The sequence below is a fragment of the Mesorhizobium tamadayense genome, from assembly GCF_003863365.1.
GTDB lineage: Bacteria > Pseudomonadota > Alphaproteobacteria > Rhizobiales > Rhizobiaceae > Mesorhizobium > Mesorhizobium tamadayense.
In genome coordinates, this window is sequence record NZ_RQXT01000015.1 from 1 (window position 1) to 24,378 (window position 24,378).

The 24,378-nt window shown below is 63.1% G+C and carries 16 protein-coding genes and 3 pseudogenes; 4 read left to right on the forward strand and 15 right to left on the reverse strand.

Going from position 1 to position 24,378, the window contains the following annotated elements:
- The first annotated feature begins 1,183 nt into the window (after positions 1-1,183).
- The 3 genes from groES to EH240_RS14300 all read left to right on the forward strand — a co-directional run bounded on the left by groES (position 1,184) and on the right by EH240_RS14300 (position 5,296).
- Positions 1,184-1,480, forward strand: a complete 297-nt coding sequence (gene groES, locus EH240_RS14280; protein WP_006203049.1) for a co-chaperone GroES — start codon at positions 1,184-1,186, stop codon at positions 1,478-1,480.
- A 62-nt stretch (positions 1,481-1,542) separates the two neighbouring features.
- A complete protein-coding gene (gene groL, locus EH240_RS14285; protein WP_124999222.1) occupies positions 1,543-3,198 on the forward strand; it encodes a chaperonin GroEL in 1,656 nt (551 codons plus the stop codon).
- Between the two features lie 1,081 nt (positions 3,199-4,279).
- Entirely contained in the window at positions 4,280-5,296 is a 1,017-nt protein-coding gene (locus tag EH240_RS14300; protein ID WP_124999224.1) for a hypothetical protein, read from the forward strand.
- Between the two features lie 259 nt (positions 5,297-5,555).
- On the opposite strand, the gene EH240_RS14305 is transcribed toward EH240_RS14300, so the two are convergent.
- The 14 genes and pseudogenes from EH240_RS14305 to EH240_RS38925 form a co-directional block, all read right to left on the reverse strand.
- On the reverse strand, positions 5,556-7,475 hold the full coding sequence (locus tag EH240_RS14305; RefSeq protein WP_124999226.1) for a potassium transporter Kup: 1,920 nt from the start codon (positions 7,473-7,475) through the stop codon (positions 5,556-5,558).
- A gap of 132 nt (positions 7,476-7,607) precedes the next feature.
- Positions 7,608-8,642 carry a hypothetical protein gene (locus EH240_RS14310; RefSeq protein WP_124999228.1) on the reverse strand — a complete coding sequence of 345 codons (1,035 nt, stop codon included), beginning with the start codon at positions 8,640-8,642 and terminating at the stop codon, positions 7,608-7,610.
- A 24-nt stretch (positions 8,643-8,666) separates the two neighbouring features.
- Positions 8,667-9,437, reverse strand: coding sequence for a hypothetical protein (locus EH240_RS14315; RefSeq protein ID WP_124999230.1), 771 nt, complete (start codon positions 9,435-9,437; stop codon positions 8,667-8,669).
- Positions 9,438-10,295: 858 nt separating this feature from the next.
- Positions 10,296-10,711, reverse strand: a pseudogene (locus EH240_RS38915) (transposase); the annotation flags it as partial.
- A gap of 33 nt (positions 10,712-10,744) precedes the next feature.
- Positions 10,745-11,794 carry a type 2 isopentenyl-diphosphate Delta-isomerase gene (gene fni / locus EH240_RS14320; protein WP_124999232.1) on the reverse strand — a complete coding sequence of 350 codons (1,050 nt, stop codon included), beginning with the start codon at positions 11,792-11,794 and terminating at the stop codon, positions 10,745-10,747.
- An 85-nt stretch (positions 11,795-11,879) separates the two neighbouring features.
- Entirely contained in the window at positions 11,880-12,782 is a 903-nt protein-coding gene (locus EH240_RS14325) for a terpene synthase family protein (protein WP_124999234.1), read from the reverse strand.
- Positions 12,779-14,329: a hypothetical protein gene (locus tag EH240_RS14330; protein ID WP_124999236.1), complete on the reverse strand. Its 1,551-nt coding sequence runs from the start codon at positions 14,327-14,329 to the stop codon at positions 12,779-12,781. The genes EH240_RS14325 and EH240_RS14330 overlap by 4 nt, the downstream gene beginning before the upstream one ends.
- Before the next feature lie 305 nt (positions 14,330-14,634).
- Positions 14,635-15,618 (reverse strand): polyprenyl synthetase family protein, encoded by a 984-nt coding sequence (locus EH240_RS14335; protein WP_124999363.1) that lies wholly within the window; start codon positions 15,616-15,618, stop codon positions 14,635-14,637.
- Positions 15,619-15,763: 145 nt separating this feature from the next.
- Positions 15,764-17,104, reverse strand: coding sequence for a cytochrome P450 (locus EH240_RS14340; protein WP_124999238.1), 1,341 nt, complete (start codon positions 17,102-17,104; stop codon positions 15,764-15,766).
- The gene (locus EH240_RS14345; RefSeq protein WP_124999240.1) at positions 17,104-17,949 is read right to left on the reverse strand and encodes an SDR family oxidoreductase; all 846 of its coding nucleotides are present in this window, start codon (positions 17,947-17,949) and stop codon (positions 17,104-17,106) included. Before EH240_RS14345 ends, EH240_RS14340 begins: the two co-directional genes overlap by 1 nt.
- A complete protein-coding gene (locus EH240_RS14350) occupies positions 17,936-18,244 on the reverse strand; it encodes a ferredoxin (protein ID WP_124999242.1) in 309 nt (102 codons plus the stop codon). The genes EH240_RS14345 and EH240_RS14350 overlap by 14 nt, the downstream gene beginning before the upstream one ends.
- A 1-nt stretch (position 18,245) precedes the next feature.
- Positions 18,246-19,535: a cytochrome P450 gene (locus EH240_RS14355; protein ID WP_124999244.1), complete on the reverse strand. Its 1,290-nt coding sequence runs from the start codon at positions 19,533-19,535 to the stop codon at positions 18,246-18,248.
- Positions 19,536-19,625: 90 nt separating this feature from the next.
- Positions 19,626-20,798 carry a cytochrome P450 gene (locus EH240_RS38920; protein WP_124999365.1) on the reverse strand — a complete coding sequence of 391 codons (1,173 nt, stop codon included), beginning with the start codon at positions 20,796-20,798 and terminating at the stop codon, positions 19,626-19,628.
- A 36-nt stretch (positions 20,799-20,834) separates the two neighbouring features.
- Positions 20,835-22,067, reverse strand: a pseudogene (locus tag EH240_RS38925) (ATP-grasp domain-containing protein); the annotation flags it as partial.
- Positions 22,068-22,298: 231 nt separating this feature from the next.
- On the opposite strand from EH240_RS38925, the pseudogene EH240_RS14370 reads away from it, so the two are divergent.
- Positions 22,299-22,466: pseudogene (locus tag EH240_RS14370) on the forward strand (transposase); the annotation flags it as partial.
- 484 nt (positions 22,467-22,950) lie between these two features.
- On the opposite strand, the gene EH240_RS14380 reads toward EH240_RS14370, so the two are convergent.
- The gene (locus EH240_RS14380) at positions 22,951-24,336 is read right to left on the reverse strand and encodes an MATE family efflux transporter (RefSeq protein ID WP_425374802.1); all 1,386 of its coding nucleotides are present in this window, start codon (positions 24,334-24,336) and stop codon (positions 22,951-22,953) included.
- Positions 24,337-24,378: the final 42 nt, after the last annotated feature.

Sequence of the window (24,378 nt, forward strand, 5' to 3'; positions counted from 1 at the left end):
GCCAGATCCGTCGCATCTCGCTTTCACTGCGCCCGACATGGTGGAGGAGATTCACGGCCGTGAAGGAGGCCAGGGCGCAGATCAAGGCCGCCAGCGCAACCAGACGCAAATCATGCTGCGTCGCAATGCAAGTGTAAACTTTCAACATGCTTCTCCCCCAGGCAGGATGATCACCCGCTTGGGGAGAACTCTACGGCCAAAACTTGAATAAAGCGCTTAAGCGGGAAATCCGCTTTGATTATCGTGACCGAAGGTTGCGAAGGAACCTACATCCACGGCTCACTGATCATGTTTAACAAGCAGAGCGTGTCGCCGCCCGATTACTCTCATTCGGCGAACAATTCCCTGTAACCGGTCGCAACCATCCAGTTCGCCGATCCAGATGGCTTCGCGCGGCTATGCGCGCACGCTCCGACTCGTGCGCCGGATCGAGACCCTATGAATCTCTTCATGATTGGCACCGTCGACGGATGCATCCTAAGATAGTCGTGAAGTGCTCCTTGTCGTAGGTGGTCAGGCTGTCGGGCCAAGGGACTTCCTCTGTAAGAGGTGGCTCAACGTCTCGGCATTTCATCACGATTTCGCGGCTCCCGAAATGTGGGGAACTTCGTTCTTAAGACAACATTCCGATCATGTCCGTTAGTGCCTGCTTATGAGATAAGCGCTCCTATTGGCGATGCAACTCTAGGTTAAAAATGAATTGCAAAAAGCTCAAGACCTGGAGAGCGATTTTCCGGCGGACTGCCCGGTCATCAATTTCACATTTGAACGAGAGACGAAATTCGGGCCCAAGGCTGACAGCCGACGCACCTAGCGGCTGGCTGGTACCCCTCTATAGAAAAATGCGCCACCCACCGCGGCAACAACATTAATATCGCCGGACCATGGAACCTGTCGTGGGTGGTCCCTACAACAAACCGGTTGGCGTGCATGAGATTGACCAGGACCAGGCTCAAGCGACTGGCAGCAAAGATGCAGAAAGAGCTTTCTCCTCAGGTAAAGGAGCCTGGTGCTTCGGCACCCGTTTCCAAATTCTTTGCTCTTCGCCCGTCCCTCGTCCGTCTTGACTAGTAGGCTCCCACGGGCTATCTCACCGCCACGTTAGCACTCGTAACTGGCGAGTGCTAACAGCCGCGCTCCGGCAACGGAGAACCGTTCAACATCCGCACCAGGGACATTTAAAATGGCAAAGTCCAAATTCCGGCCGCTGCATGACCGCGTGGTCGTTCGTCGGGTCGAATCCGAATCCAAGACCGCCGGCGGGATCATCATCCCCGATACGGCGAAGGAAAAGCCGCAGGAAGGCGAGATCATCGCCGTCGGCTCCGGCGCCCGCGACGAAGCCGGCAAGCTCGTGCCGCTGGACGTCAAGGCTGGCGACCGCATCCTGTTCGGCAAATGGTCGGGCACGGAAGTCAAGCTCAATGGCGAAGACCTTCTGATCATGAAGGAATCCGACATCATGGGCATCATCGGCTGATATCAGGCCTTTCCGTCAACTGAATTCCCGGGCTCAATCAAAGCCCCTGCCAGGAGCTAAAAATGGCTGCCAAAGACGTAAAGTTTTCCCGTGATGCCCGCGAGCGCATGCTGCGCGGTGTCAACATCCTCGCCGACGCGGTGAAGGTCACCCTGGGCCCCAAGGGCCGCAACGTCGTCATCGACAAGTCGTTCGGCGCCCCGCGCATCACCAAGGACGGCGTCACCGTCGCCAAGGAGATCGAGCTTGAGGACAAGTTCGAGAACATGGGCGCGCAGATGGTCCGCGAAGTCGCTTCGAAGACCAACGACATCGCCGGCGACGGCACCACGACCGCCACGGTCCTGGCGCAGTCGATCGTCCAGGAAGGCCACAAGGCCGTTGCCGCCGGCATGAACCCGATGGACCTGAAGCGCGGTATCGACCTCGCCGTCACCGAAGTGGTTGCGGCTCTCGGCAAGGCCGCCAAGAAGATCAAGACCTCCGAGGAAGTCGCCCAGGTCGGCACAATCGCTGGCAATGGCGACGAGTCAGTCGGCAAGATGATCGCGGAAGCGATGCAGAAGGTCGGCAACGAGGGCGTCATCACCGTCGAGGAAGCCAAGACCGCCGAGACCGAACTGGAAGTCGTGGAAGGCATGCAGTTCGACCGCGGCTACCTCTCGCCCTACTTCGTCACCAACGCCGACAAGATGGTCGCCGATCTGGAAGATGCCTACATCCTTCTCCACGAGAAGAAGCTCTCCAACCTGCAGGCCATGCTGCCGATCCTCGAGGCTGTCGTGCAGACCTCGAAGCCGCTGGTCATCATCTCGGAAGACGTCGAAGGCGAGGCTTTGGCCACGCTGGTCGTCAACAAGCTGCGTGGCGGCCTGAAGATCGCCGCCGTCAAGGCTCCGGGCTTCGGTGACCGCCGCAAGGCCATGCTGGAAGACATCGCCATCCTCACCGGTGGCCAGGTCATTTCCGAAGATCTCGGCATCAAGCTCGAGAATGTCGGCCTCAACATGCTCGGCCGCGCCAAGAAGGTGTCGATCTCCAAGGAGAACACCACCATCGTCGACGGCGCCGGCAAGAAGGCCGAGATCCAGGGCCGCGTTGCCCAGATCAAGCAGCAGATCGAAGAGACCACCTCGGACTACGACAAGGAGAAGCTGCAGGAGCGTCTCGCGAAGCTCGCGGGCGGCGTTGCGGTGATCCGCGTCGGCGGTGCGACCGAAGTGGAAGTCAAGGAAAAGAAGGACCGCGTCGATGACGCCCTCAACGCGACCCGCGCGGCCGTGGAAGAAGGCATTGTCGCTGGCGGTGGCGTGGCCCTGCTGCGCGCTTCGAGCGGCCTCAAGGCCACCGGCGTCAACTCCGACCAGGCTGCCGGCATCAACATCGTGCGTCGCGCGCTGCAGGCTCCGGCCCGCCAGATCGCGGCCAATGCCGGTGCGGAAGCCTCGATCGTTGCCGGCAAGATCCTCGACAACACGGGCGCGACCTTCGGCTACAACGCCCAGACCGGCGAATATGGCGACATGATCGCCATGGGCATCGTCGATCCGGTCAAGGTCGTTCGTACGGCTCTGCAGGATGCGGCCTCGGTCGCCGGCCTGCTGGTCACCACCGAAGCCATGATCGCCGAGGCTCCGAAGAAGGAGTCGGCTGGCGGCGGCATGCCTGGCGGCATGGGCGGCGGCGGCATGGGTGGTATGGGTGGTATGGATTTCTAAGGTCCCCGCATCTCAACAACCTCGCAAGGGCGGCAGCAATGCCGCCCTTTTCTTTGGCGCAAATCTGGTCGGTTTGACGCTCGCAAAATTTTGGACCGACGGCCAGCGGCGCCGTCACTTGATCCGGCTACACAATCTCACAATCGCCTTTCGTTCAAACCGATTTTTTTGCCACAAGCGAACGGTTTGTATCCTGATGTATCCGCCAAGCGCCAGATGGCCAAGGTTGATATAGGCTTGAGGGAGCTACGTCGGCCACGTTCTTTGCCATCATCGATGGCGTTCCTGAAGCCCGATAGACGCAAAGCGCTCACTGGCCGCATCGACGAACTCCGGCGTCATGTGCAGATAGCGCTGGGTTGAACGTATATCGATGTGCCCAAGATAGTTGCGAGTTGCGCAAGCAACCGTTGCACGTATTGACCCGGAGCGATACCAAGCAATCGCCGGTGCACGGCGGGCGTGTGTCGGCTGTGTTGGCCAAGACATAATCGGCACAGCGCGGCCACAGAACTGCTGCAGGCGGGCGTCGATTGTTCGGTCATCGCACTGTGTTGGGTCACGAGAGATGGAAACGACGTTGGCCTATCTTCACTCGCATCTTGAACTCAAGGAATCAGCACTTGCCAAGCTGGAGGAATATCAACGAGCGAAGGCCGAACGATGGAAGTCCTGACGCCCTTTGAGCATGAGAACGATGCCGAACGTCAACGACCGTTATCGGAACCCGCGGCACTGAGATCGCGGTCTTCGAGTTTGGTGCGGGTCCTCTAGTCGTCCAGGACGACGGTTGCCTTCGGTTGCTGTCGGATTTAGGTGCAAGAATGAAATTGAAAACGGGCTCGGGTTAGGTACGTGTGAGCTTTAGCAAAACAGCCGGGGAAGTTACGGTCGCCGCAAGCGCGGCAGGTGCGGCGGCTTCAAAGCCCTTATTCGGGATTTTCCTGCCATCACAGCCCGAGGTAACCACGCGACAACCGGCGGGTGCGGCGGACGTCCGTAACCTTAAACGTGAATAGATCGCTAACCTGTGCCTTCCAAAACGTTTTGGGGGCGGGATCCCCTTGCCGCCTCTCGGAGAATGCTCCTGTTTGCTAAGTCCATTGCGGGATTTTCCTTCTGGATCCTCGGGACCCAGGCTGCCGCCGCCCACGTCAAATGGTTCTCTGCCTATGACGCTGCCGGCCAGCCGCGCGGCCTCGAAAACGTTCTATGTCAGGATTTCGAGCTCCTCCTGGGCGTTGCTTTGCTCTGGATCTTTTCCGGCTGCGTGGTGGAGCGGATGTCTCTAGGCGAGCTGATAACCCGCTCGCTCAACCGCCTCACGGCGAGCTTGCGGCTGCATACCGAGGCCATGATCCGCGCGATCTGTGGGTTTTTCTTCATCTCGCTCTGGGCGGTCGGAGGCATCCTCCTGACCCCCGAATTGAAAACGACGTCCACATTGGCGGGACCTTTGCAGCTCGCCATCGCGGCCGGCCTTCTGTCACGCCGCACTGCGCCGCTATCCGCCGCAGGCATCGTCGTCCTGTTCGGCCTGGCCGTGCGCGATTACGGCATGTTTCATCTGGCTGACTATCCGATTTTTCTGGGGCTTGCCGTCTATCTCGCTCTCACGGGGTTGCAAAAGAACTTGTTCGGCGTTCAGCCGCTCGACGTCGTGCGCTATGCGACTGCCGTCACCTTGATGTGGGCGTCGGTCGAGAAGTGGGCCTATCCCGAATGGAGCTTCCCGCTTCTGAACGAGCACCCCGGTATCACCTTTGGCTTCACCAACGAATTCTACATGCGGGCCGCTGGCATGGTCGAGTTCACGCTCGCCTTTGCCCTCGCTTGGACGCCGGTGGTCCGACGCGTTGCGGCGGCCGTGTTGCTTGGGATGTTCGTCAGCGCGTGCTTCGAATTCGGCAAGCTGGATGTGATCGGGCACTCGGCCATCATCGTCGTCCTCGTCGCGATCCTTTCCGATCACCGGCCTAATGAGCCCGACTCTCACGCTGCCTGGCTAGCTCCGGTCGGATTATGTGCGGCGCTGACAGCAACGCTCTTCGCTTACTATCTCGGCCACGCGGCGATCTTCTACACTACGATTCTTTAGGTCCTGCCACTTCGTCGCGTGGCAGTTGGCACCTAAAGCTGCTCCTGGCAGGCATCCCCGGGCACAATCCCGGCTAGGCTGCTTTGAAGATGGGCACCGACACTGACCGTTCAGGAGGGTGGCCATCCAGGTGGCCATCCCTCGCCTCTGAGTCACTCACCAATCCGTCATTTGAGTCTCGGTATCCGATGCGGGCCTCGCCCGCCAGCATTCATCCGCTCGTGAATGCCAATTTGATTCTGTTCAATCGCGGCATGCCCTATATCACCACCTGCGTGCCGATCTCGACAACGCGCCCGGTAGGGATTTGGAAATACTCGGTCGCATCGGCCGCCGAGCGCGCCAGGCCGATGAACAGCTTGTCCTGCCACACCGGCATGCCGGAATTGGGCGAGGCCTTGAGCGAACGCCGCGACAGGAAGAAGGAGGTCGTCATGATATCGAACTTCCAGCCCTGCTTGCGGCAGATCGCCAGCGCGCGCGGGATGTTGGGCTGCTCCATGTAGCCGAAGGTCAAGGTCACCCGCATGAACAGCTCGTTGACCGTCTCCATCTTGACGCGGTCGCTGTCGGGCACGACCGGCTGCGGCGCCGTCACCACTGACAGGATGACGTTCTGTTCGTGCAGCACCTTGTAGTGCTTCAGGCTGTGCATCAGCGCGGTCGGCGCGCTCAGCGGATCGCTGGTCAGGAACACCGCAGTGCCTGACACCAGCTGCGGCTTCTTCTTCAACAGATTGCCGGCGAGGAAATCGAGCGGGATCTCCTTGCGGCGGGTCTTGTCGAACAGATAGCGGCTGCCGCGCACCCAGGTCCACATGGCGAGCACCACTGTGAAGGCCACCGCCAGCGACGCCCAGCCGCCCTCGAACACCTTGACGATGTTGGAGGCAAAGAAGCCGATATCGATGAAGGCGAACAAAGCCGTCATCGCGATTGCCACCCAGAGCCGCCATTTCCAGATACGGGTCATGACGACAAAGAGCAGCACCGTCGTCACCAGCATGTTGCCGGTGACCGAAATGCCGTAGGCCGAGGCCAGCCGGCTCGATTCGCCGAAACCGACGACCAGCAGCATCACCGTCAGCGCCAGCAGCAGATTGACACGCGGCATGTAGATCTGGCCGGACTGCCGTTCCGATGTGTGCAGGATTTCGAGCCGCGGCAGCATATTGAGTTGCACCGCCTGCCTGGTCAGCGAATAGGCGCCCGAGATCACCGCCTGGCTGGCGATGACCGTCGCGGCGGTCGCCAGCACCACCATCGGGATAAGCGTCCAGCCCTCGTTCATCTCGAAGAAGGGATGGCCGACGACGCCACCATGCGCCAGCACGAAGGCGCCCTGTCCGGCATAGTTGAGCAGCAGGCAGGGAAACACGATGGCCAGCCAGGCGAGCACGATCGGCTTGCGGCCGAAATGGCCGAGATCGGCATAAAGCGCCTCGGCGCCGGTAACGGCGAGGAAGATGGCGCCGATGGTGACGAAGGCGACATCGGGCGAATGGATCAGGAAGGCGACGATGTAGTGGGGGCTGATCGCCCACAGGATTTCCGGATCGGCGATGATGTGATTGAGACCGGCAAGGCCAATGGCCAGGAACCATACCGCGGTCACGGGACCGAAGACCAGTCCCACGCCGCCGGTGCCGAACCGTTGCACCGCGAACACTATGGCGAGAATGAGCAATGTCAGCGGCACCACATAAGGCTGAAACGTCGGCGTGACGACATTCATGCCCTCGACCGCAGAAAGCACCGAGATTGCCGGCGTGATGACGGCGTCACCAAAGAACAGCGAGGCGCCGACGATGCCGACGCCAAGCATGACCGCCGACCGCGTCGGGAAGCTGCCCCGCGCCAGCGCCATCAGCGACAGCACGCCGCCCTCGCCACGGTTATCCGCGCGCAGCACGAACATGATGTATTTGATGGTGACGATGATCGTCAGTGACCAGATGATCAGCGACAGCACGCCGAGAATGTCGCCGCGCTCGGCAACGTTGCCGCCGGACGAGGCGTGCAGCGCCTCGCGGAACGCATAGATGGGACTGGTGCCGATGTCGCCATAGACCACGCCGAGCGCGCCCAGCATCAGCACCTTGGTGCTGTGCTGTTCGACTTCTGGGTAGCTTGATTGTTCGACGGATTCTGCCTCACTACCAGAATCGGTAAAGGCCATGGACAACACTCCGATAAGCGGGCGGGCTCTACGCTTGCTGCAATGCAACATCAAGGTCAAGCAAATGGCTTACATGCCAGCAATGCGAAGCCCGCACTCGATCAGCTGCACACGAGTCGGAAACTTCTTGCATCACGGGCGCAACCACGGAAGTTGATGGGTGAAGGCCGGCGTCAGCAGGCGACCGCCTGAACTAGCAATCCCGCTCAGCTGCCGCTCGGTGGCAACGTCTTGCGCAGTGTCCAGGATCCTCTGCCTCTTCGCTGGTCTCACCTCAGCTATGTCATGCTCATCGTTGATGAGGACCTCTTCGCCCGGCAGAAGGTTGCTCCTGGCAAGTGCACCCATCAGCCCGTCCGCGGACTGCTGGTGATCGGACCCTGCAGCATCCGGTGCCCGGTCATGGCGCGCGGCGGGCTCAAGAGATGACGACGGACCCAGTTCGTCCATCAGCCCCAAACGCCACATCCTGATCGTGGCCTTCCGCAGGAAGCTCCTCTGGCCAACTGCCAGGATCCTGCCACGCGCTGTGCTGCGCAGCGGCATCGCCGACCCGCATCCGCTCCATCGCGTCATCTGGATTGAGGAGCGGCACGTCTGGGGAGGAGGATTCAGCTTAGCGCGGCGTACTGTCGGCACGGCGCCCGTCGACCACCAGGTCCGGAGAGGATCTATGGCCTTAAGGAGTCTCTGGGGATCAGGATCTCTCATCAACTCGCGCGCATTATCGCGCAGCGACTGCTTGTCGAGCCGGTCCTTAATGGGATCCATTTTGTTTGCGAAGAGCCAGCGGCCAAAGCTGAGAAGGTGACTTACATTGTTCCTGACGGTGCTCTTGCCGGCGTTGCCATCGATGAGGGCGTCCCTAAACCCCGAAATAAGCGAAGCATCCTCGCGATCAAGCGAAGCATCCTCAAAGTAAAGAGGCCGCTTTCTGCGAAGCCCCGTTGACTGAGCCGGCTGCGACGCCGAGGACGGCGGTCCCGGTCCGTCCATCAGCCCCAAACGCATATCATGACCGTGGGCTTCCGCGGAAAGCTCCTTTAACCAACTGCCAGTGTCCTGCGACGCGCTGTGCTGCGCATCGGCGTCGCCGACCCGCCTCTGCTGTGTCAGTGCTGCGTCGTTGGGATCAGGAACTGGGGGATTTGGGTGCTCGACCTCCATGGCTTTAGCGCCGGCCTTCGATTTTCATAGACGAGCCAGTGCGGAACCGATGGTTCGATCACCACCGGCGTCCTGCTTATATCTCTTAATGTCTCCATCCAACGCCTTGCCGGAAAGCCGATCAGCAATGCCCATCTTGTTGTTTTGACGAAGGTAGCCACTGAAGCTCCTAAGAGCAGTTGCATTCCTCCTGCCGGTTTCTGTCGCTGCTTCGGTTTTATACTCTTCGACGAGAACCGCGTCCTTGGGACAATGCTTCAACTCAGCGTGGACTGCCATCGGCACGACGTCCTCCGTCGACTGCGAGGTGCAGAGATGACCTATTGCGTTAGAAACCCTCGCAAGGCCACCCGCGGGCTTACCCGGTCCGATGAACTCGTGCACATCGTTGGTCAGCGACTGCTCGTCGAGCCGATTCATAATGGGAGCTTTTTTGTTTTCGAACAGCCAGTGCCCGAAGCGGAGAAGAGTACTTACCTCGTTCTTGGCGGTGCCCTCGGCGGCGTTGCCCTTGATGAGGGCCGCCTCAAGTCCCAAAATAGGCTCAGAATCCCCGGGATGGAGAGGGCGCTTGCTGAGCCTTTTCAAAAACTGAGCTGACTGAGCCGGCTGCGGCGCCGAGCCGGCCGGTATTGCTGCTCCACCTGAATTGGCGATCTCTCTCAGGTGCCGCTCAAAGGTCGGCGCAACTGCGGACCGAGCCGCGGGTGAGCTCCCTTGCGGGCCCGCCCTGTTCGATTGTCCACGTAAGCGCTTGATCGAGGTGAAATCCATCCGTCTCACTTTCAGCAACATAAGCCGTTTGAAGCTGGGGTTGGATCTGACACAGAAAAGCTGTCGAGAACCTGACGACGACAACGTGCTCGCCAAGACGGATGTGTTGCGAAGTTTTCGGTATCCGAGGTATGGCATGGTCTTCGGTGTTTCGCCGGAGAGTTTAGATCTTCAAGGGCCGCCATTCGATCAGTTCGTCATCCGCTTTGCGTTCGCTGGTGCAATGTGAGATGGGGCTGGGACGTCTTTTGCCGGCTTCTGATTCTCCAAACCTGCGCTGGTTGGCCTTGGTCGAAGCTGCTTCTCCCCGTCCTCGCCTCAGCTCTCGGCTTTCTTCTCGGCACGCTGCTAGCTTTGCTGCTGACCTTGCCTATACGTATTGCCTCACCTAGGGTGCTCCCGAGCAACGCTGCCGTTGCCTCACCAGGATGTTCCCGTGGTCGCGATCCGTCATTCTGTCATTGCTTGGAAGGTCGCTGCTGGCGAAATTGTGCCGAACACCATCTCATGAGCCTTTCCCTTTCGCCATATTTTGACGCGACGTAGCAGCGTGCGCAGAAGGAGATCGGGATACTTCTCCGGGTATTCCGATTGCAGCCGCCAGCAATTCCCGGCTCGTTTGCGACGGCCTTCTTCAAACCAGCCACTTAGCTCGTGGGCGACCCCTGCAAATGGATCAGGACGCCGCCGTATTTCACCTCGCTCGATGCGGTTCGCAAGCCTGAAAGGAACTCATCGAGCGCCGGCTCGGACGCCGCGGAATCTGATGTGGTTATCGATCGGCTGAGACCAAAGGCGCTGTTGTGCGGCTCTCATGTCGCCCAGCAGGCTTCGCGCGAACAGACGCCGGCGTCAGCAGGTGTTCCATCAAGTCGGAAGGTGACACTTGCGCATCCTGGCGCCGTCACGCTCCTTTTCCGCCGCTTGAACGAGGCCGAAGGAGTTCACGAATAGCCCAAGCGTCGAATAGAGCTGTGCAAGGGCCGCAGCGGCTTCAAGCCCCTCCAGCCGACGATACCCGACAATGCGCCGCACCACGGCGCCGTTCTTCTGCTCGACGAACGCCTTATCGTTCTTGCGGCAAGGGCGGCAGCGGGTGAACTCGATGCCGGCATCCAGACAGTAATCGCGTATCGTCTCGTTCGGAACGCGCTGTCATTGTCCGTGTTGAATCCGAGAAGCTGAAATGGCAGGAGCCGCCGTAATTCCGTCAGCGCCTCGCTCAACAGCTTCTGCTCACGCACCAGCAAGGGCGCGCATTCGGTCCATCCGCTCGCGATGTCGGTAAGACAAAGCGGCGCCCGCGCCACGTGCGGGCGACGCCGGCATCAACCGTCGGGCAGATGCGCCGAGGGAAACAAGCGCGCCTGACGCAACGCCGCCAGATCAGCCGAGCCGGTGCAGAAGCAGGCGACGGCCAACTGGCGGATCACGATCTCGAAATGCGCGACAACCGCCTCGGTGGACACCGTCGCCGCGCGCAGCACGCCGGCCGCCTGCCCGGCGATGTCCGCGCCCAGGCGGATGGCCTTGGCCACGTCGACGCCGTCGCGGATCCCGCCCGACGCGATCAGCTTCACCGTCGGCAGCGCCCGACGTACCGCCTGCACGCTGGCCGGGGTCGGAATCCCCCAATCGGCGAACGCCATCGCCACTGCACGGTCGGCGGCATCGCGGGCGCGCTCGCCCTCCACTGCGGCCCAACTGGTGCCGCCGGCGCCGGCGACATCGATCACCGCCACGCCCGCCTCGACGAGCGCAGAGGCCACCGAGGCGGACAGGCCCGACCCCACTTCCTTGGCCACGATCGGCACGCCCACGCTGCGCGCGGCGCGAGCGATCTGCGCCAGGACGCCGCGCCAGTCGCGGTCGCCCTCCGGCTGTACCGCTTCCTGAAGCGGATTGAGATGGACGATGAGTCCATCGGCCTCCAGCGCATCCACCGCCCCGCGCGCCAGGTCCAGGCCGTCGGCCTCGCGCAGTTGCGCGGCGCCGATATTGGCCAGCAAGGGTATGTCTGGGGCCAGGCGGCGCAGCGCGCGCGTCAGCCCCTGGGAGTTGCGGGATCGCAGGCTCACGCGCTGCGAACCGACGCACATGGCGATCCCCAAGGCTTGCGCTGCCTCGCTCAGATGCCGGTTGATGGCCTCGGCGCGTGACATGCCGCCGGTCATGGAGCTGATCAGCAGCGGCGCGCGCATCGTCTTGCCCAGCAGCGAGGCGCGCAGATCGATCTGCGTCAGATCCAACTCGGGCAATGCGCAGTGTTCGAAGCGGATGTACTCCCAGCCGGCGGCGACCGTGGCCGGCGCCGTTTGCCGATCCAGCACGATGTCCAGATGGTCGTCCTTGCGCTGGCTCAGGGCGGTGTCGCTCATGCTCGCTCCATCCGTCGCATCGGGCGACGGCGTTGCGTCGGATCGGACCGACGGCAGCTTGCGCACGCCGCCGCCTCCGGCGCGTTCAGGCGGGCGCACGCTGGCCTCCCCCCGCAGAGTCGCTGCGGTAGCGGCTGGTCGAGGTCTGGTAGTACTGTGCGCGGATGGCCGCCATGGCCTCGATCAACGGTCCCCACGGCGGGGGAAAGCGTTCTTCCGCCATCACCCGGTGCAGCATGCGCGAATGGCCGGCCAGCTCGTCGTTGAGGAACTCCACCACAGGCATAGCCGGATAGCGCTGCAGCAGCAGGACCGCCGCGTTGTCGACCTCGCCAGCCGACCTGTCCTTGTCGCGTCCATGCAGATCGTTCTGAAGGCGCCCTATCGCGAAGATGAGCCGCAGGACTTGGCGAAACGCCGGACGGGCGCGCAAGGTGGCCATGTCCAGCCCCCACAACAACGACAGGCAACAGAACACGTTGGCGTAGGCGATCGAATCGATGCCGTTGTGCAGGTACTCGGCGTAGGACCAGCGTTCCGCCCCTACCGCCTGCGCGTGTCCGGCACGCAGCGCCGCGCAGTAGCAGCGGGTATCGTCGAGAAGCTGAGCATAGTCGCGACGATCGTAGGCGAGCGCGGCCAGCGAAGCGCGCAGCACAGCGCAGCCCTCGAATCCTGGGAGTGCGCACGGCACGCCCTGCCCCAGCGCCTGCTCCACCGCGGCGAGCTGCTCCGGCGCGATCAGGCCAAGGTCGTTGCAATCATCGAGCCAAAACAGCAGCGCGAGTTCGCGATAGAACGTCACGATCAGCGTTTCGTCCTGCGGATCGCGGCCGGTGCGGGCGCTGGTGTCGCGCAGGCTCGGGTGGATGCGCTGCAGGATGTACTGGCCGCCCCTGACCGCTTCTACGGCATGCTCGTCGGCGAACCCGGTCAGGGAACGCCCCCACTCCAGCACCTGCTGCAGTGCGCGTTCGGTCTGGATCATGGCGCCGCTCCTGCTCCCTCAGCCAGGACGCGCCGCCCCCAACGAAGCGCCAGCCACAACCCGGCGAGTTCGGCCACGCGCACGACCCGGGTGGGGCAATACAGTTCCTTGCCGATCCACAGCGGCGTCTGCGGCAATGCATGCGCCGCATGGCGGGCGAGCATCCACTCCAGCGCACGCGCCACCGCCTGCGCGATGCGCCGGCGCCCTGTCGGCTCTTCGCTCCCGTTCATCACGTGCAACGCGAACAGCGCATAGGCGGTTTCCTCGAATGTGGACGCGCGACCGGCGCCCCAGCCGCCGCCGTCGCGCTGCGCTTGCAGCAGCGCCGCCAGCGCGCGCTCGTCGCGCCACTGGGGCTTGCCTTGCGCCAGCGCAGCGACCGCATGCGCGGTGGAGTACAGCCACGAAACGTGCCATTTTTCGTTGTCCCATAGACCGTGGGGGTTGCGATTGGCCTCGACGTAGGCGCTGGTGCCGGCGGCGGGCTTTCCCAACAGTCGCAACGCATGCAGGGCATGGATGTTGGTCGACACCGAGGCATTGCGCTCGCCGGGGAAGGTGACGAACAGCTCGTCGATTTCGAAATGGCGCAACGCATCGACCGCCGGGTCGCGGCCTGCAAGGCGCAGGACGCACAACGCAATGGCGGTGTCGTCCGCATCGGCCGCGAAGTGCAAGGCCGGGCCCAGACCGCGCACGCCCAGGCGGGCGTCGAGCTGCGCGACGATCACGCGCACCGCCCCGGCGAGCGCGGGATGCGCGAACAGCCCGGCCAGATGCAGGGTGTACAGCGACCAGCACGGCTCGAACACATTGATCGGCCAGACGTTGGGAACGACACCTTCGATGCCGCTGCGCGTCGCCCCCGATGCCGCCTGCAGATACGCGTCGGCGCGCCCGACCTGCGGCGTGCTCCCCTGTATCACGGCGTGCGCTCGCCACGCGGCGGTGGCCGCCGGACTGATGCCGATGCTGCCGTCGTCATCCGGGCATGCGGTGGTCGGCGACGTCCCCCAGGCTTCCCAGGAGTGCAGCAACGGATGACCGCTCGGCAACCTCGCCATCGCCCCCAGTTTGACCAGGCACGCTTGCCGCAGCGGCAACAGCGCCGGGTGGCGCGGAAACGCCACGCCGCCCAGCAAGGATGCGACCTCGCCACACAACTGCGGCAGGATCAGCTCCGCGCCGATCGGCGCGTCTTCCGGCACCGCATGGGCGTAGGGATCGGGCTCGCGCTCGAGGAATCGGGTTGCAGCCTGGACTGCGTCGGCAGCGCCGGGAAGAGGATCGGCACGCTGCAACGCCAGCAACGCCGCCCACGTGGGCGCATGGCGGAACAGCGGGAAGTCCGCGCTTCCCCATCCGCCATCGGCCTGTTGCTGCGCGATGAGCCACGCGTATGCGTCCTGCCGACCGATGACGTTGCCGTGAAACTGCAGAGCTCGCGCCGTGTCGTAGACGGACGGACCGACGCTGCCGCCGTCGCTCATCTCGCTCAGCAGGTGGCGCAATTCGGAAAGGATCTGTTCGGACAGCGCGTTCACGCGGGATGTTCCTTCTGCAGACGGTTGACGAGAACCAGGATCGGGCAGACGCCGCGCACGTCGCCGCAGGCCCGTCGCGGCCCGGCGCATGGGCAGCGCCGGACGGCCGCCCTGCTCCGGCGCGGCGACGCGCCCCGATGCTGGCGCCGGTCCGCCGCATAGGCTTGCGCGCAGCGCGCCGCGTGCGCCGCGGCCGTGCTGGGCAACCGCTGCGATCGGCGGCCGCGGACTCGGACACAGTGCAGCATGCACCGCTGCCGCCGGCCATCGCAAGCGCAGGGGCGACTCCATGCGGACGGGCGCGCTCATGCGCACGGCGCGTGCTTGAAGAGATAGGCGTTGGCCCGGTGCAGCATCTGTGCCAACCGTTCCGCACGCGGCCCCAGCGGGGCGATGGCCTCCCCGGCGTCGCGCAACAGATCCAGCGCGAACTGGCGCGCTGCCTGCAGCCCCATGATCGACGCGCAGGTCGGCTTCTGCGCTGCCGCGTCCTTGCCGGGGGTCTTGCCCAGCGTCGCGGTATCCGCTGTCGCGTCGAGAATGTCGTCGACCACCTGCAACGCCAGGCCGAAACAGGCGCTGTAGCGATCCAGCGCACAGTACAGCGCAGCGTGCGCGGCATCCTCCGCGATGGCGCATAGCGGGCCCATGCGAACGGACGCACGCACTAGCGCTCCGCTCTTCATCCGGTGCATCGCCACGATCCTGTCCAGCTCGACGTGCTTTCCGACCAGCGATAGATCCATGGCCTGCCCGCCTGCGGCACCTTCGGCGGACACCGCCTGCGCCAGTTCGCGGACGAGCGCGATACGGTTGTCGCCCGGCGCATCCAGGCTCGCCAGGGCCAGGAAGGCGTGTGCCTGCAGCGCATCGCCGACCAGGATCGCAGTGGCTTCGCCGAACTTGACGTGCACGGTCGGAAGGCCGCGGCGAAGCACGTCGTCGTCCATCGCGGGCAGGTCGTCGTGGACCAGAGTACAGGCGTGCATCATCTCGATGGCGGCGGCGACGTCGTCGAGCATGTGCGCCGGCGTGTCAGCCAGTGCGCCGGCAGCCAGACAGAGCAAGGCGCGGGTGCGCTTCCCGCCATGCAAGGTGGCGTAGCGCATCGCCGCCATCAGCTCGGTCTCACCGTCGTCATCGGCGCAGAGAAGACGCGCCAGCGCCTGTTCGACCCGCTTTGCGCCGTCCTGCATCCAGATCTCCGGCAGCTGCGTGCCGGATGCGCCACGCGCCTGCGCGCCCAATCCGTCAGTTCGTTCGTCGTGTAACGTGGAACCGGTCTGCATGTTGTTCATGTCCTTGTACCTGACAGACGGCCACGGCGAGCGGCGAGCCGCCGCGGTGTTGCCGGCGCCGAGCGCTTGCGCCGAGTGCAGAAATGCCGCGCCTTTCCGGCGCCGCTGCCCGCCAGACGGGGCATGCGATGCCAGCTCATGAGAATCCGATGCGGACTGCCATGGACGGATGTGCGGTCGGGTAATAGCGCCGGCCTTTTTCGACGCTCAGCAACCGCGGCCGCACCCCGGCCTTGTGCATAGTCAGCGCCAGGGCGATGGAGAACTGCACCAGTTCCAGCCATACCAAGTGGTAGCCGATGCAGACGTGTGGGCCGGTACCGAACTGCAGCATGTCCACCGGCCGGATCGGCTCCGTGCGTTGCAGCCACCGCGCCAGGCGGAACTGATCAGGCGCCTCGTGCAGCAGCGCTGAGGTCGAGAAATGCAGCAGCGGGATGCACAGATCGGTGCCCGCGGGAATGCGCCGTTGGCCGAGTTGCAATTCCTGCAGCGCGCGACGCGGCAGGAGCGTGGTCGCCGGATGCACGCGCAGCGTCTCGCGGAACAGCGCCTCGGCGACCGGACACTGAGCCAGGTCCGCGTGTCGGGTCGGCACCGCGCCCACGCGTTGGGCCTCCTCGACCAGGGTGTCCCACAGCACAGGCTGCCGCGCCAGCTCGATCACTATCCAGGCCATCGTCGAGGCGGTGGTGTCGTGACCGCCAAGCAGCAGCAAGCGGATATTGGCGATCAGGACGTCATCGGAGAGCGCATTGTCGCTGCGATCGAAGGCACTCACCATGTCGTTGATCAACCCGGTGCGCGCGGCATGCGCGCGCGCGTTGCGGACGAACTGGCGCAACTGCGCGTCGATCCAGTCGCGGGCCGCGCGACCGCGCCGCAAGGGCAGTCCGGGCAGGTCGACCGGGGGCGCGACGATCAACTGCAGCAGTTGCCGGTATTTGCGATGCCATCCCGGCAGGTCGTGCGCGGGGATTCCCATGAGGCTGAAGATGAGCTTGAGCGTCAGGTCGCCGGTTTCACGCAGGATGGTTACGTCGCCGCGGTCGCGCCACGCCTGCACCCGCGCCATGATGATGGGCGCGAACAGGTCGCCGATGCCGCCCTGGGTCAGCCCCTTGGGCAGGAACGCCGCCTTAATCGCATCGCGCGCCTGCCGGTGCGCGCGGCCGTCCTGGGCGACCAACGTTCCGCCAAGCAATTCGGGCGCGATCTCTTCCATCAGCGCCGAGGACACGTCCTTGTGCCGGAGCAGTGGGAACGCATCCGGATCCACGCAGGTCATCATGTGGCCGGCAGGGCCGAAATCCAGCCAGAAGTGGCTGCCTAGCGTCCGTTCCGCGCGCCGCAGCAGGCGCGGCAGGTCGCAAACGATGGCGGGAAGATGCCCGACCAGGGGGAAAGCGCCGGGCATGACCGGGATGTCGTGCCGCAGCCGGTGCCGACGGTCCAGCGGGTTGAGCAGCATGTCCATCAGCAGCGCGGCGCCGCGGCCGCTTCGACGATGTCGCCGGCAGGCCGCGCGGCGGGGCTGTTGCCACCGTCGGCATACGTCGGCACATGCGCCAGCATGCCGCCGTCGATGCACACGACCTGGCCGGTAATGAACGCAGCATCGTCGGAGAGCAGGAACGCCACCAGCGCGGCCACGTCCTCGGGGCGGCCGACGCGCGGCAGGAGCTGGTGCCGCCGCAGATGCTGTTGCATGCACTCGTCCAGCTTGGCGAGGAGCCGCTCGGTCATGATGAGACCCGGCGCAACCGCGTTGCAGCGGATCTGCGCATGACCGTACTGGGTGGCGAGCGAGGCCGACAACATGTTCATGGCCGCCTTCGACGCGGCGTAGGACGTCTGCGCGGTGTCACCGCTGAGCCCCTGGCACGACGACATGTTGACGATCGCGCCACCGCCGCGGGCGATCATCCGTGGGATGGCCTGCCGGCAGCAGAGCAGCGTGCCGCGCAGATTGGTCGCCATGGTCTGATCCCAGACTGCCAGGTCCAGGTCGAGGATCGCGCGGTCGCGTGGGGTCAGATGCATGGCGCTCGCGTTATTCACCAGTAGGTCGACCCCACCGAAGTGGCGCTCCGCCGTCTCGAACAGCGCTGCCACCGCCTGCGCATCGGCGATGTCCATGGCCAGGGCCAGCGCGTGGCCCGCTTCGGCCGCGATCTGCGCGGTACAGGCAATGGCCGCCGAGCTATCAATGTCGGCCACCACCACTCTGCCGCCCTCGCGCGCGATGGCGAGGGCGCATACCTTGCCGATGCCGGCGCCAGCGCCGGTCACCACGGCCACCTTGCCTTCAAACCGTCCCATCGTGTTCTCCTGGATTGTGTTGGTCTTTCGCGGCATGCCGCTCGGCTTCCGCCGGAGAAGGCGCAGGATCGGCGCTGGCGCGCTCGTCACCGCCAGCGTCGCTTTCGATGACCCGAATGGCGGCGACCGGGCACTGGTTGGCCGCGAGCCGCACGGCGGCGTGCAGCGCCCGCGGGACCGTCGCCACGCACACTTCGGCCACGCCGTCCGGTTCGCGCTGGCGAAAGGTCCCCGGCAGCGTCAGCACGCACTGCCCGGTGGTTCCGCACAGATCCTGGTCGACCACGACGCGCATCTTAGCCCCCCGGCGCATGCAGCCGTACCGGTAGCGCGCGGAACGTCCTAAGGAACGCGGAGGGCTCCCGGGTCGGCTGCTCGGCCAATGCCAGCGTGGGGAAGCGCGCCTGGATCCGCGGGAGGCTCTCGGCCAACTGCACCCGGGCCAGTTGCGCGCCGAGGCAGAAGTGGATGCCGTGGCCGAAGCTCAGCATGATCTTCCCGTCGGTCGACATGCCAGGACTGGTGCCGTAGAACCGCGCGGGATCAAAGCGGTCGGGATCGGCGAAGGCGTCCGGGTCGCGATTGCCGGCCGCGATCAGCACGCGCACGTCCGCGTTCTTCGGGATCACCACGCCGCCCAGTTCGATGTCGCGCTGGGCGATACGCGGAATGGAGCTGAACATGGCGGGCGCGTCGCAGCGCAGGACTTCTTCGACGAATGCCTTAACCCCCACGGCGTCTCCCTGCAGCCAGTGCCGCTGTTCGGGATACGCCAGCATCGCCAGGACCGCATGGTCGATGGTCGCAGCAGTGGTGGCGAAGCCGCCCAGCAGCATGCCCCACAGCATGCTGATCAACTCCGCATCCGACAGCGTGTCGGCATCGTCGTCGTGCGCGCCGACCAGCATCGACACGATGTCGCGGCGAGGATCAGTGCGCTTGCGCTGTATGAGGTCACCGAAGTAGGCCTGCACCCTGGCGCTGGCCGCGTCCGCCGCGGCGAGCTGGGGATCGCTGGCGTGCGGGCTTATGCCTTCCAGAATGGCGCCGATGCCGGCGACGAGCCCGAACATGTCGTCCTGGGGCATGCCGAATAGTTCGGCGAAGACCAGCATGGGCAAGGCCAGCGCGAATTCCCGATGCAGGTCCACCGTCTCCCCGCGCTCCAGCGCGGGCGCCATGCCGTCCAGGCGCGCTGCGACAATGCGCGCGATGCTCGGCCGCAGGTCGTCGATCTGGCGCATGGTGAAATCGCGCGAGATCAGCCGGCGCAGACGCGTGTGCGTCGGTGGTTCCTTCATCGCTAGCGTGGACGCCAGCAGATTGAGCGACAGGCTGGTCGCCGCACGCGGCAAATAGCGCGCCAGTTCGCCCGGCGCCGGTCCCCGAAACGCATCGCCCGTGGCCTTGAGCGCCCAGTAGATGTCGGCGTGGCGGCTCAATAGAAAGAGGCCCGACGCCGCGCGATGCACCGGATCGTGCTCGCGCAACCACCGCATGAACGGGTACGGGTCGTGGATGCACGCTGGCGACGCCAGTTCGGCGAAGGCGTCCCGGCATGCTGCCGTGGTTTCTTGCACGTTCATCTTGGTTACCTGTTGGCTGGCTGATCTGACCGGCGCGCCAGGCGCCGGCAAATTGCGGAGAAGATCGCGATTCCCGGCGGCGTCCGCGCATCACCAGAGCACCGGGAACTCCTCGAACCCGCCAGTGATGATCTCCTTGCGCAACTTCAGTTCTTCGGGCGCCACGGCCAGGCGCAGCGAGGGAAAGCGTTGGAAGATCGAACCGATCACCACCTTGAGTTCCAGCCTGGCCAGCGCCATGCCGATGCAGTAGTGCGGCCCGTAGGAGAACGCCAGGTGCGGGTTTTCGTCGCGTCCGATGTCGAAGATTTCCGGGTCGTCGAAATGGCGCGGATCGAACGACGTCGCCGGCAGGCCGACCAGCACCTTGCTCTCCGCGGGAATATGCACGCCCGCGATGGTCACGTCGGTCCTCGGATAGCGCATGATGCCGTCCCAGCCCGCGCCCGGCGGGTACATGCGCAGGATTTCCTCCACCGCCTTGTCCACCAGGGATGGATCGCCGACCAGGCGTTCGCGCTGCTGCGGATGGCGGAACATGGCCAGCAGGCCGAATTCGATCTGCGCGACAGTGCTCTCGTGCCCCGCCACCAGCATGCCCGCCGCCAGGCCAATCGCCTCTTCCTCGGTCGCCTTGCCCTGGTCGACCGCCGCGAGCAGATCCGTCAGCAGGTTGTCGCCCGGATCCTGGCGCTTGTCCCGCATCTTGCCGCGAATGTAGGCGCGCAGTTCTTCCCAGGCCAGGCGCGACGCGCTGCGCGGGCCGCTTTCATGCTGGTGCGTCATCACCTCGTCGGACAGCCCGGCGAAAAAGGCGTGATCCTCGTAGAGCACGCCCATCAGCGCGCTGATGACCATGGCCGGAAGCGGAAAGGTGAGGTGGCGCCGCAGGTCGGCGGGCTGGGGCTGGGCCGCCAGCGTCTCGAACAACTGCGCGGCGATCGCCTCGACCTGCTGCGCGAGCAGCTTCACCCTGCGGTTGCCGAAGGCCGGTGCCACGATCGCGCGTAACTGGGCATGTTCGCCCCCCTCGTGCGAGACCAGCCACCCCGGCGAACCGAGAATCACCGAATCCGGGGTGAATGCCGCCGGCGGCATTCCCGCGGGCCGGAACGCCGCGTCGGACAGCACCGCCTTGGCCTCGTCATAGCCTGTCACCCACCAGCCTTCGTGCCCAGACGGGAAGCGCACGCGGTGGATCGGACCGTTGGCGCGTAGCGCCAACATCTCGGGCGAGGGCTCGATGTGATCGACGCGCCACATCGGCAGCGTCGGCAAGGGTAATGCAGATTGTGCCTGGTCGCCAACGGCTGGAAAAGGGGTGATCGACCAATCGATCAAGTCGACGGCGCGCTGAAGGGCGCCCTCGGTTTCAGAAGGGCTGGGTGAAGTGGCAATGACATGTCCAATCCAGTCTCGGAAATCGCCCTTCCTGACGATCGGTGTCTTGGGTTCAACATTCAATTTGACCTCGGCGACACCTGGTATAGCAGCCGCCTGAGTGTCGCCACCGATCCAGTCGAGGATGCCATCTTGATCAGGAAGCAGGAACCGCGCGGCCGCAGTGTGCGAATGCCTTTTGCGCAGATTCCATTCCTCGCCAATGACAAGCTTGATGTGCTCGGTGACGAGATCGATACCATAAGCCAACTGGACCAGTTGAGGGTCGGGCGCGCCACCAAGACGCGGATTGACTCCAATGACGACTGGACCGCGTTTCGTGCACCGGAGTTCAATGTTCGTTGGCCCCCAGTCAAGGCCGAGAGCTCGCAAACAACTCAGCGAAACGTCGGCGATGCGCTCACGCTCCTCATCAGTCAGCAGGGCCGGATAGGTCACCTCACGAATGACGAAATGCGGGAGGGGACCAAAGTCATTGGCGCAAATCCCAACGACCTCATTTCCCATTACATTAGCACTATAGAGCGGGCCCTGTGCGAATTCTTCGACGAGTATTTTTGGCGTAGACCGCCATATGTGCTTTCCGCCCAACAGATAGCTCGTATGTTCGGCTACGTCTTCGACGCTGCGGCACAATCGGACACCGATGCTGCCGCTGCCTACTGCTGGCTTAACAATCACGGGCAGGCCGATCTCCGCAGCCGAGCTTTCTACCTCCGCCGCATTCGTTGCCAACCGATAATCAGGTATTGGAACGCCCGCCTGCGCGAGAAGCTGGCGTTGATTGAATTTGTCGCAGCTTCGTTCAATCGATTCAGGGTTCGGTCCCGGTAGATCGAAATGCCGGCAGAGCTTGCTAACTGTCGCATAGACCAACTCGTGGTCCCCCGCAAAGCCAGTAATGCCAGCAATGTCGTGGGTCGCCCCCAGCCGGGAACATTCGCGGATCAACGCATCGAGATTGTCAGTATCGACGCGGATTGCCTCAACGTTTTCCGACGCAAGATAGTCGTACCGAGCTGGATCAGCCGTCAGGGCAATTGGATGAAGACAAAGACACTGAGCCGCTTGGGTGTATAGCAGACCAATACCCCTATGACCTTCAACCAAGATTAGTGCTCTTCTTGCCATTGCTGTTAACCCAATGTTGCGTGCTGTGCGGCGGTCCGAGGGTAGTCGGCATAACATTTGTTAGCCGTGCCCAGACCTCAGACTTGCGGTGAACGTACCATTGTGAACGACAGGCGGTTGTAAAGATCTTGTAAATTGATTTAAAGGATTTGTTGCAGCGTTTTGATTACCGGCGATGTCGTACAGCGGGTCTCAACGAACGTCGGAGGCTTGCCTCGTTCAAGCGAGGGTACCCGGCTCGCCAACGCCAACTGCGGCACGATCAGATTGAAACTGCTGAAGATCGGCGCACAGGTGCGCGTCTCGGTTCGCCGCATCAAGGTGGCGATGGCCTCAGCGTGTCCCTATGCCGAAGAGTTCGCCCTGGCTCACACCCGAATACCTGCGGCGGCTCTGTGACGCCGCCGGACCCGAACCCTTCTCACAAACAACAGAGGATACATTGCTGAGAAACCCGACCGTGGCAACACCGCGGCCCTGATCGCGTCCGTTCTCGAATTCCACAGCCATGCCAGGGCCCGCGCCGCGTCAGAACGGAGCCTGGCGCTTAGATTTGGTGAGAGAAGCTCACAGCTAGCACAGTCTCGCCCGATCGAGAATTCACGTCTTCTGCTCTCAACTGCAGTGGCGATTGCACTCTCTTCTTCGGCCATCACTAGGACCCTGCTGAGATCACTTGCCCGACAGGTTTGCACGGCAACGTTTGGGGGGAGCAGCGTATCCAGATTTCCTCGCTCTCTCGACGCGCTGCAGCAACAGCCGTCCTATGGCCCTGCCGTTTGAGCGGATTGACATTCGCGCCCGGCAAGCATGCACAGATGCGTTCCTCATTGGATTTGGCTGGTCAGCCACAGTCCTGGGCAGAACCGAATGGTCGCCACGTTCACGTCAGCTTTTTGCCCTCGACCCGATCCCCGACTGAGCGAGTGCGCATTCCTTTGAGATCGTCGATCTGCCCGAGCATTACAAACAGAGCAACCAGCCCCGCCACCAACTCAGCAAGTGCCTGGCTGGCCAACAGTCCGTTAAAACCCCAAATGGCTGGAAATAGCAGTATGGCCGGTATGAAAAGATATCCCTGCCTAGCGAGGGAAACGACCGCACTCAGACGTACTCTCCCCAGTGACTGAAGCAGGGTGATCACAACGTACTGAACACCAAAGAGGCCGAAAAAAAAATGGAATGCAACACACGTAGGCACCGCGATCTCGGTTACATTCTCGCTATCGCTGAAAAGCGAAACCATCGGCCGGGCAAAAGCCATGACCAGGGCAGAAAAGCTGATTGAAAATTGGACGGTTACGGAAAGCATGAACTTCGCGGCCTTCTCTACCCGAGCGAAATCCTGTGCTCCCCAACTGAAACCGAGAACCGTCTGGGAGCCTATGCAGAAGCCGACAATGGGCAGTGCCCCGATTGTTAACAATCGCACGGCTATTCCCACAGCGGCAACGGAATCGTCGCCGAATGGTGCAGCAGCCCGGTACAAGAGCATGAATGCAACAGCAGACAAAATACTGGTGATAGTGGCCGGCGCTCCAATGGCGGCGATCTGCTTGATGCGGTCGACGCTCAACGTAATGTAAGAAGTTCGGATACGAACAATCCCACGCTTCTTCAGAAAATATGCGATGTAGACGCCGATGGCGGCGATCTGAGACAACAGCGTCGCAAGCGCCGCTCCTCGAACGCCCAGATCCAGCAAAAATATGAAGATAGGATCGAGCACAGTATTCAGCGCGAAAGCCGTAATCATGGTCCACATGCTGAATCGTGTATTGCCCTCGGCCCTTACGATAAACCCGTTGACCACGTTCAGTAGCATAAGAGTGTAGCCGAACAACAGCGTCGATGCGTACTCAAGCGCAGCCGGCATGATTGTCGGACTGGCGCCAAGCATGGCGAGAAACTCGCGCAAATGTAGGAGCAGAGCGACAGTAATCGTCCCTCCGATCGGGACAGCGAGAGCGAGTGCCAAGGTCGCACCTCGACTCGCCTCAAGCGAGTTGCCAGCGCCAAGATTGCGGGATACGAATGATGCTGTGCCAACGCCGATCCCCTGTCCGACAGCCGTGAGCAGGACGACGATCGGCAAAGTCATGCTGACAGCGGCGATAGCCTGCGCGCCGAGTGTGCCGACAAAGATTGCATTCACGAACTGCTGAAGCGCATTGATCGACAAGCCAATAATCGTGGGAATGGCGAGTCGCATGATGAGGCGGGAAATCTTGTCGTCCGTAAAATTGATTTGTTGTGCCGGTGCAGCCATGCTTTTCCCTTGCCCCTCTGCATCGGCCCCCACCCACATTGG

Bases quoted from the DNA above. Each gene is read 5' to 3' on its own strand.
- groES (WP_006203049.1), top strand. From the start codon at position 1,184: ATGGCAAAGTCCAAATTCCGGCCGCTGCATGACCGCGTGGTCGTTCGT.
- groL (WP_124999222.1), top strand. From the start codon at position 1,543: ATGGCTGCCAAAGACGTAAAGTTTTCCCGTGATGCCCGCGAGCGCATG.
- EH240_RS14300 (WP_124999224.1), top strand. From the start codon at position 4,280: ATGCTCCTGTTTGCTAAGTCCATTGCGGGATTTTCCTTCTGGATCCTC.
- EH240_RS14305 (WP_124999226.1), bottom strand. From the start codon at position 7,475: ATGGCCTTTACCGATTCTGGTAGTGAGGCAGAATCCGTCGAACAATCA.
- EH240_RS14310 (WP_124999228.1), bottom strand. From the start codon at position 8,642: ATGGAGGTCGAGCACCCAAATCCCCCAGTTCCTGATCCCAACGACGCA.
- EH240_RS14315 (WP_124999230.1), bottom strand. From the start codon at position 9,437: ATGTTGCTGAAAGTGAGACGGATGGATTTCACCTCGATCAAGCGCTTA.
- fni (WP_124999232.1), bottom strand. From the start codon at position 11,794: ATGAGCGACACCGCCCTGAGCCAGCGCAAGGACGACCATCTGGACATC.
- EH240_RS14325 (WP_124999234.1), bottom strand. From the start codon at position 12,782: ATGATCCAGACCGAACGCGCACTGCAGCAGGTGCTGGAGTGGGGGCGT.
- EH240_RS14335 (WP_124999363.1), bottom strand. From the start codon at position 15,618: ATGCAGACCGGTTCCACGTTACACGACGAACGAACTGACGGATTGGGC.
- EH240_RS14340 (WP_124999238.1), bottom strand. From the start codon at position 17,104: ATGGACATGCTGCTCAACCCGCTGGACCGTCGGCACCGGCTGCGGCAC.
- EH240_RS14345 (WP_124999240.1), bottom strand. From the start codon at position 17,949: ATGGGACGGTTTGAAGGCAAGGTGGCCGTGGTGACCGGCGCTGGCGCC.
- EH240_RS14350 (WP_124999242.1), bottom strand. From the start codon at position 18,244: ATGCGCGTCGTGGTCGACCAGGATCTGTGCGGAACCACCGGGCAGTGC.
- EH240_RS14355 (WP_124999244.1), bottom strand. From the start codon at position 19,535: ATGAACGTGCAAGAAACCACGGCAGCATGCCGGGACGCCTTCGCCGAA.
- EH240_RS38920 (WP_124999365.1), bottom strand. From the start codon at position 20,798: ATGTGGCGCGTCGATCACATCGAGCCCTCGCCCGAGATGTTGGCGCTA.
- EH240_RS14380 (WP_425374802.1), bottom strand. From the start codon at position 24,336: ATGGCTGCACCGGCACAACAAATCAATTTTACGGACGACAAGATTTCC.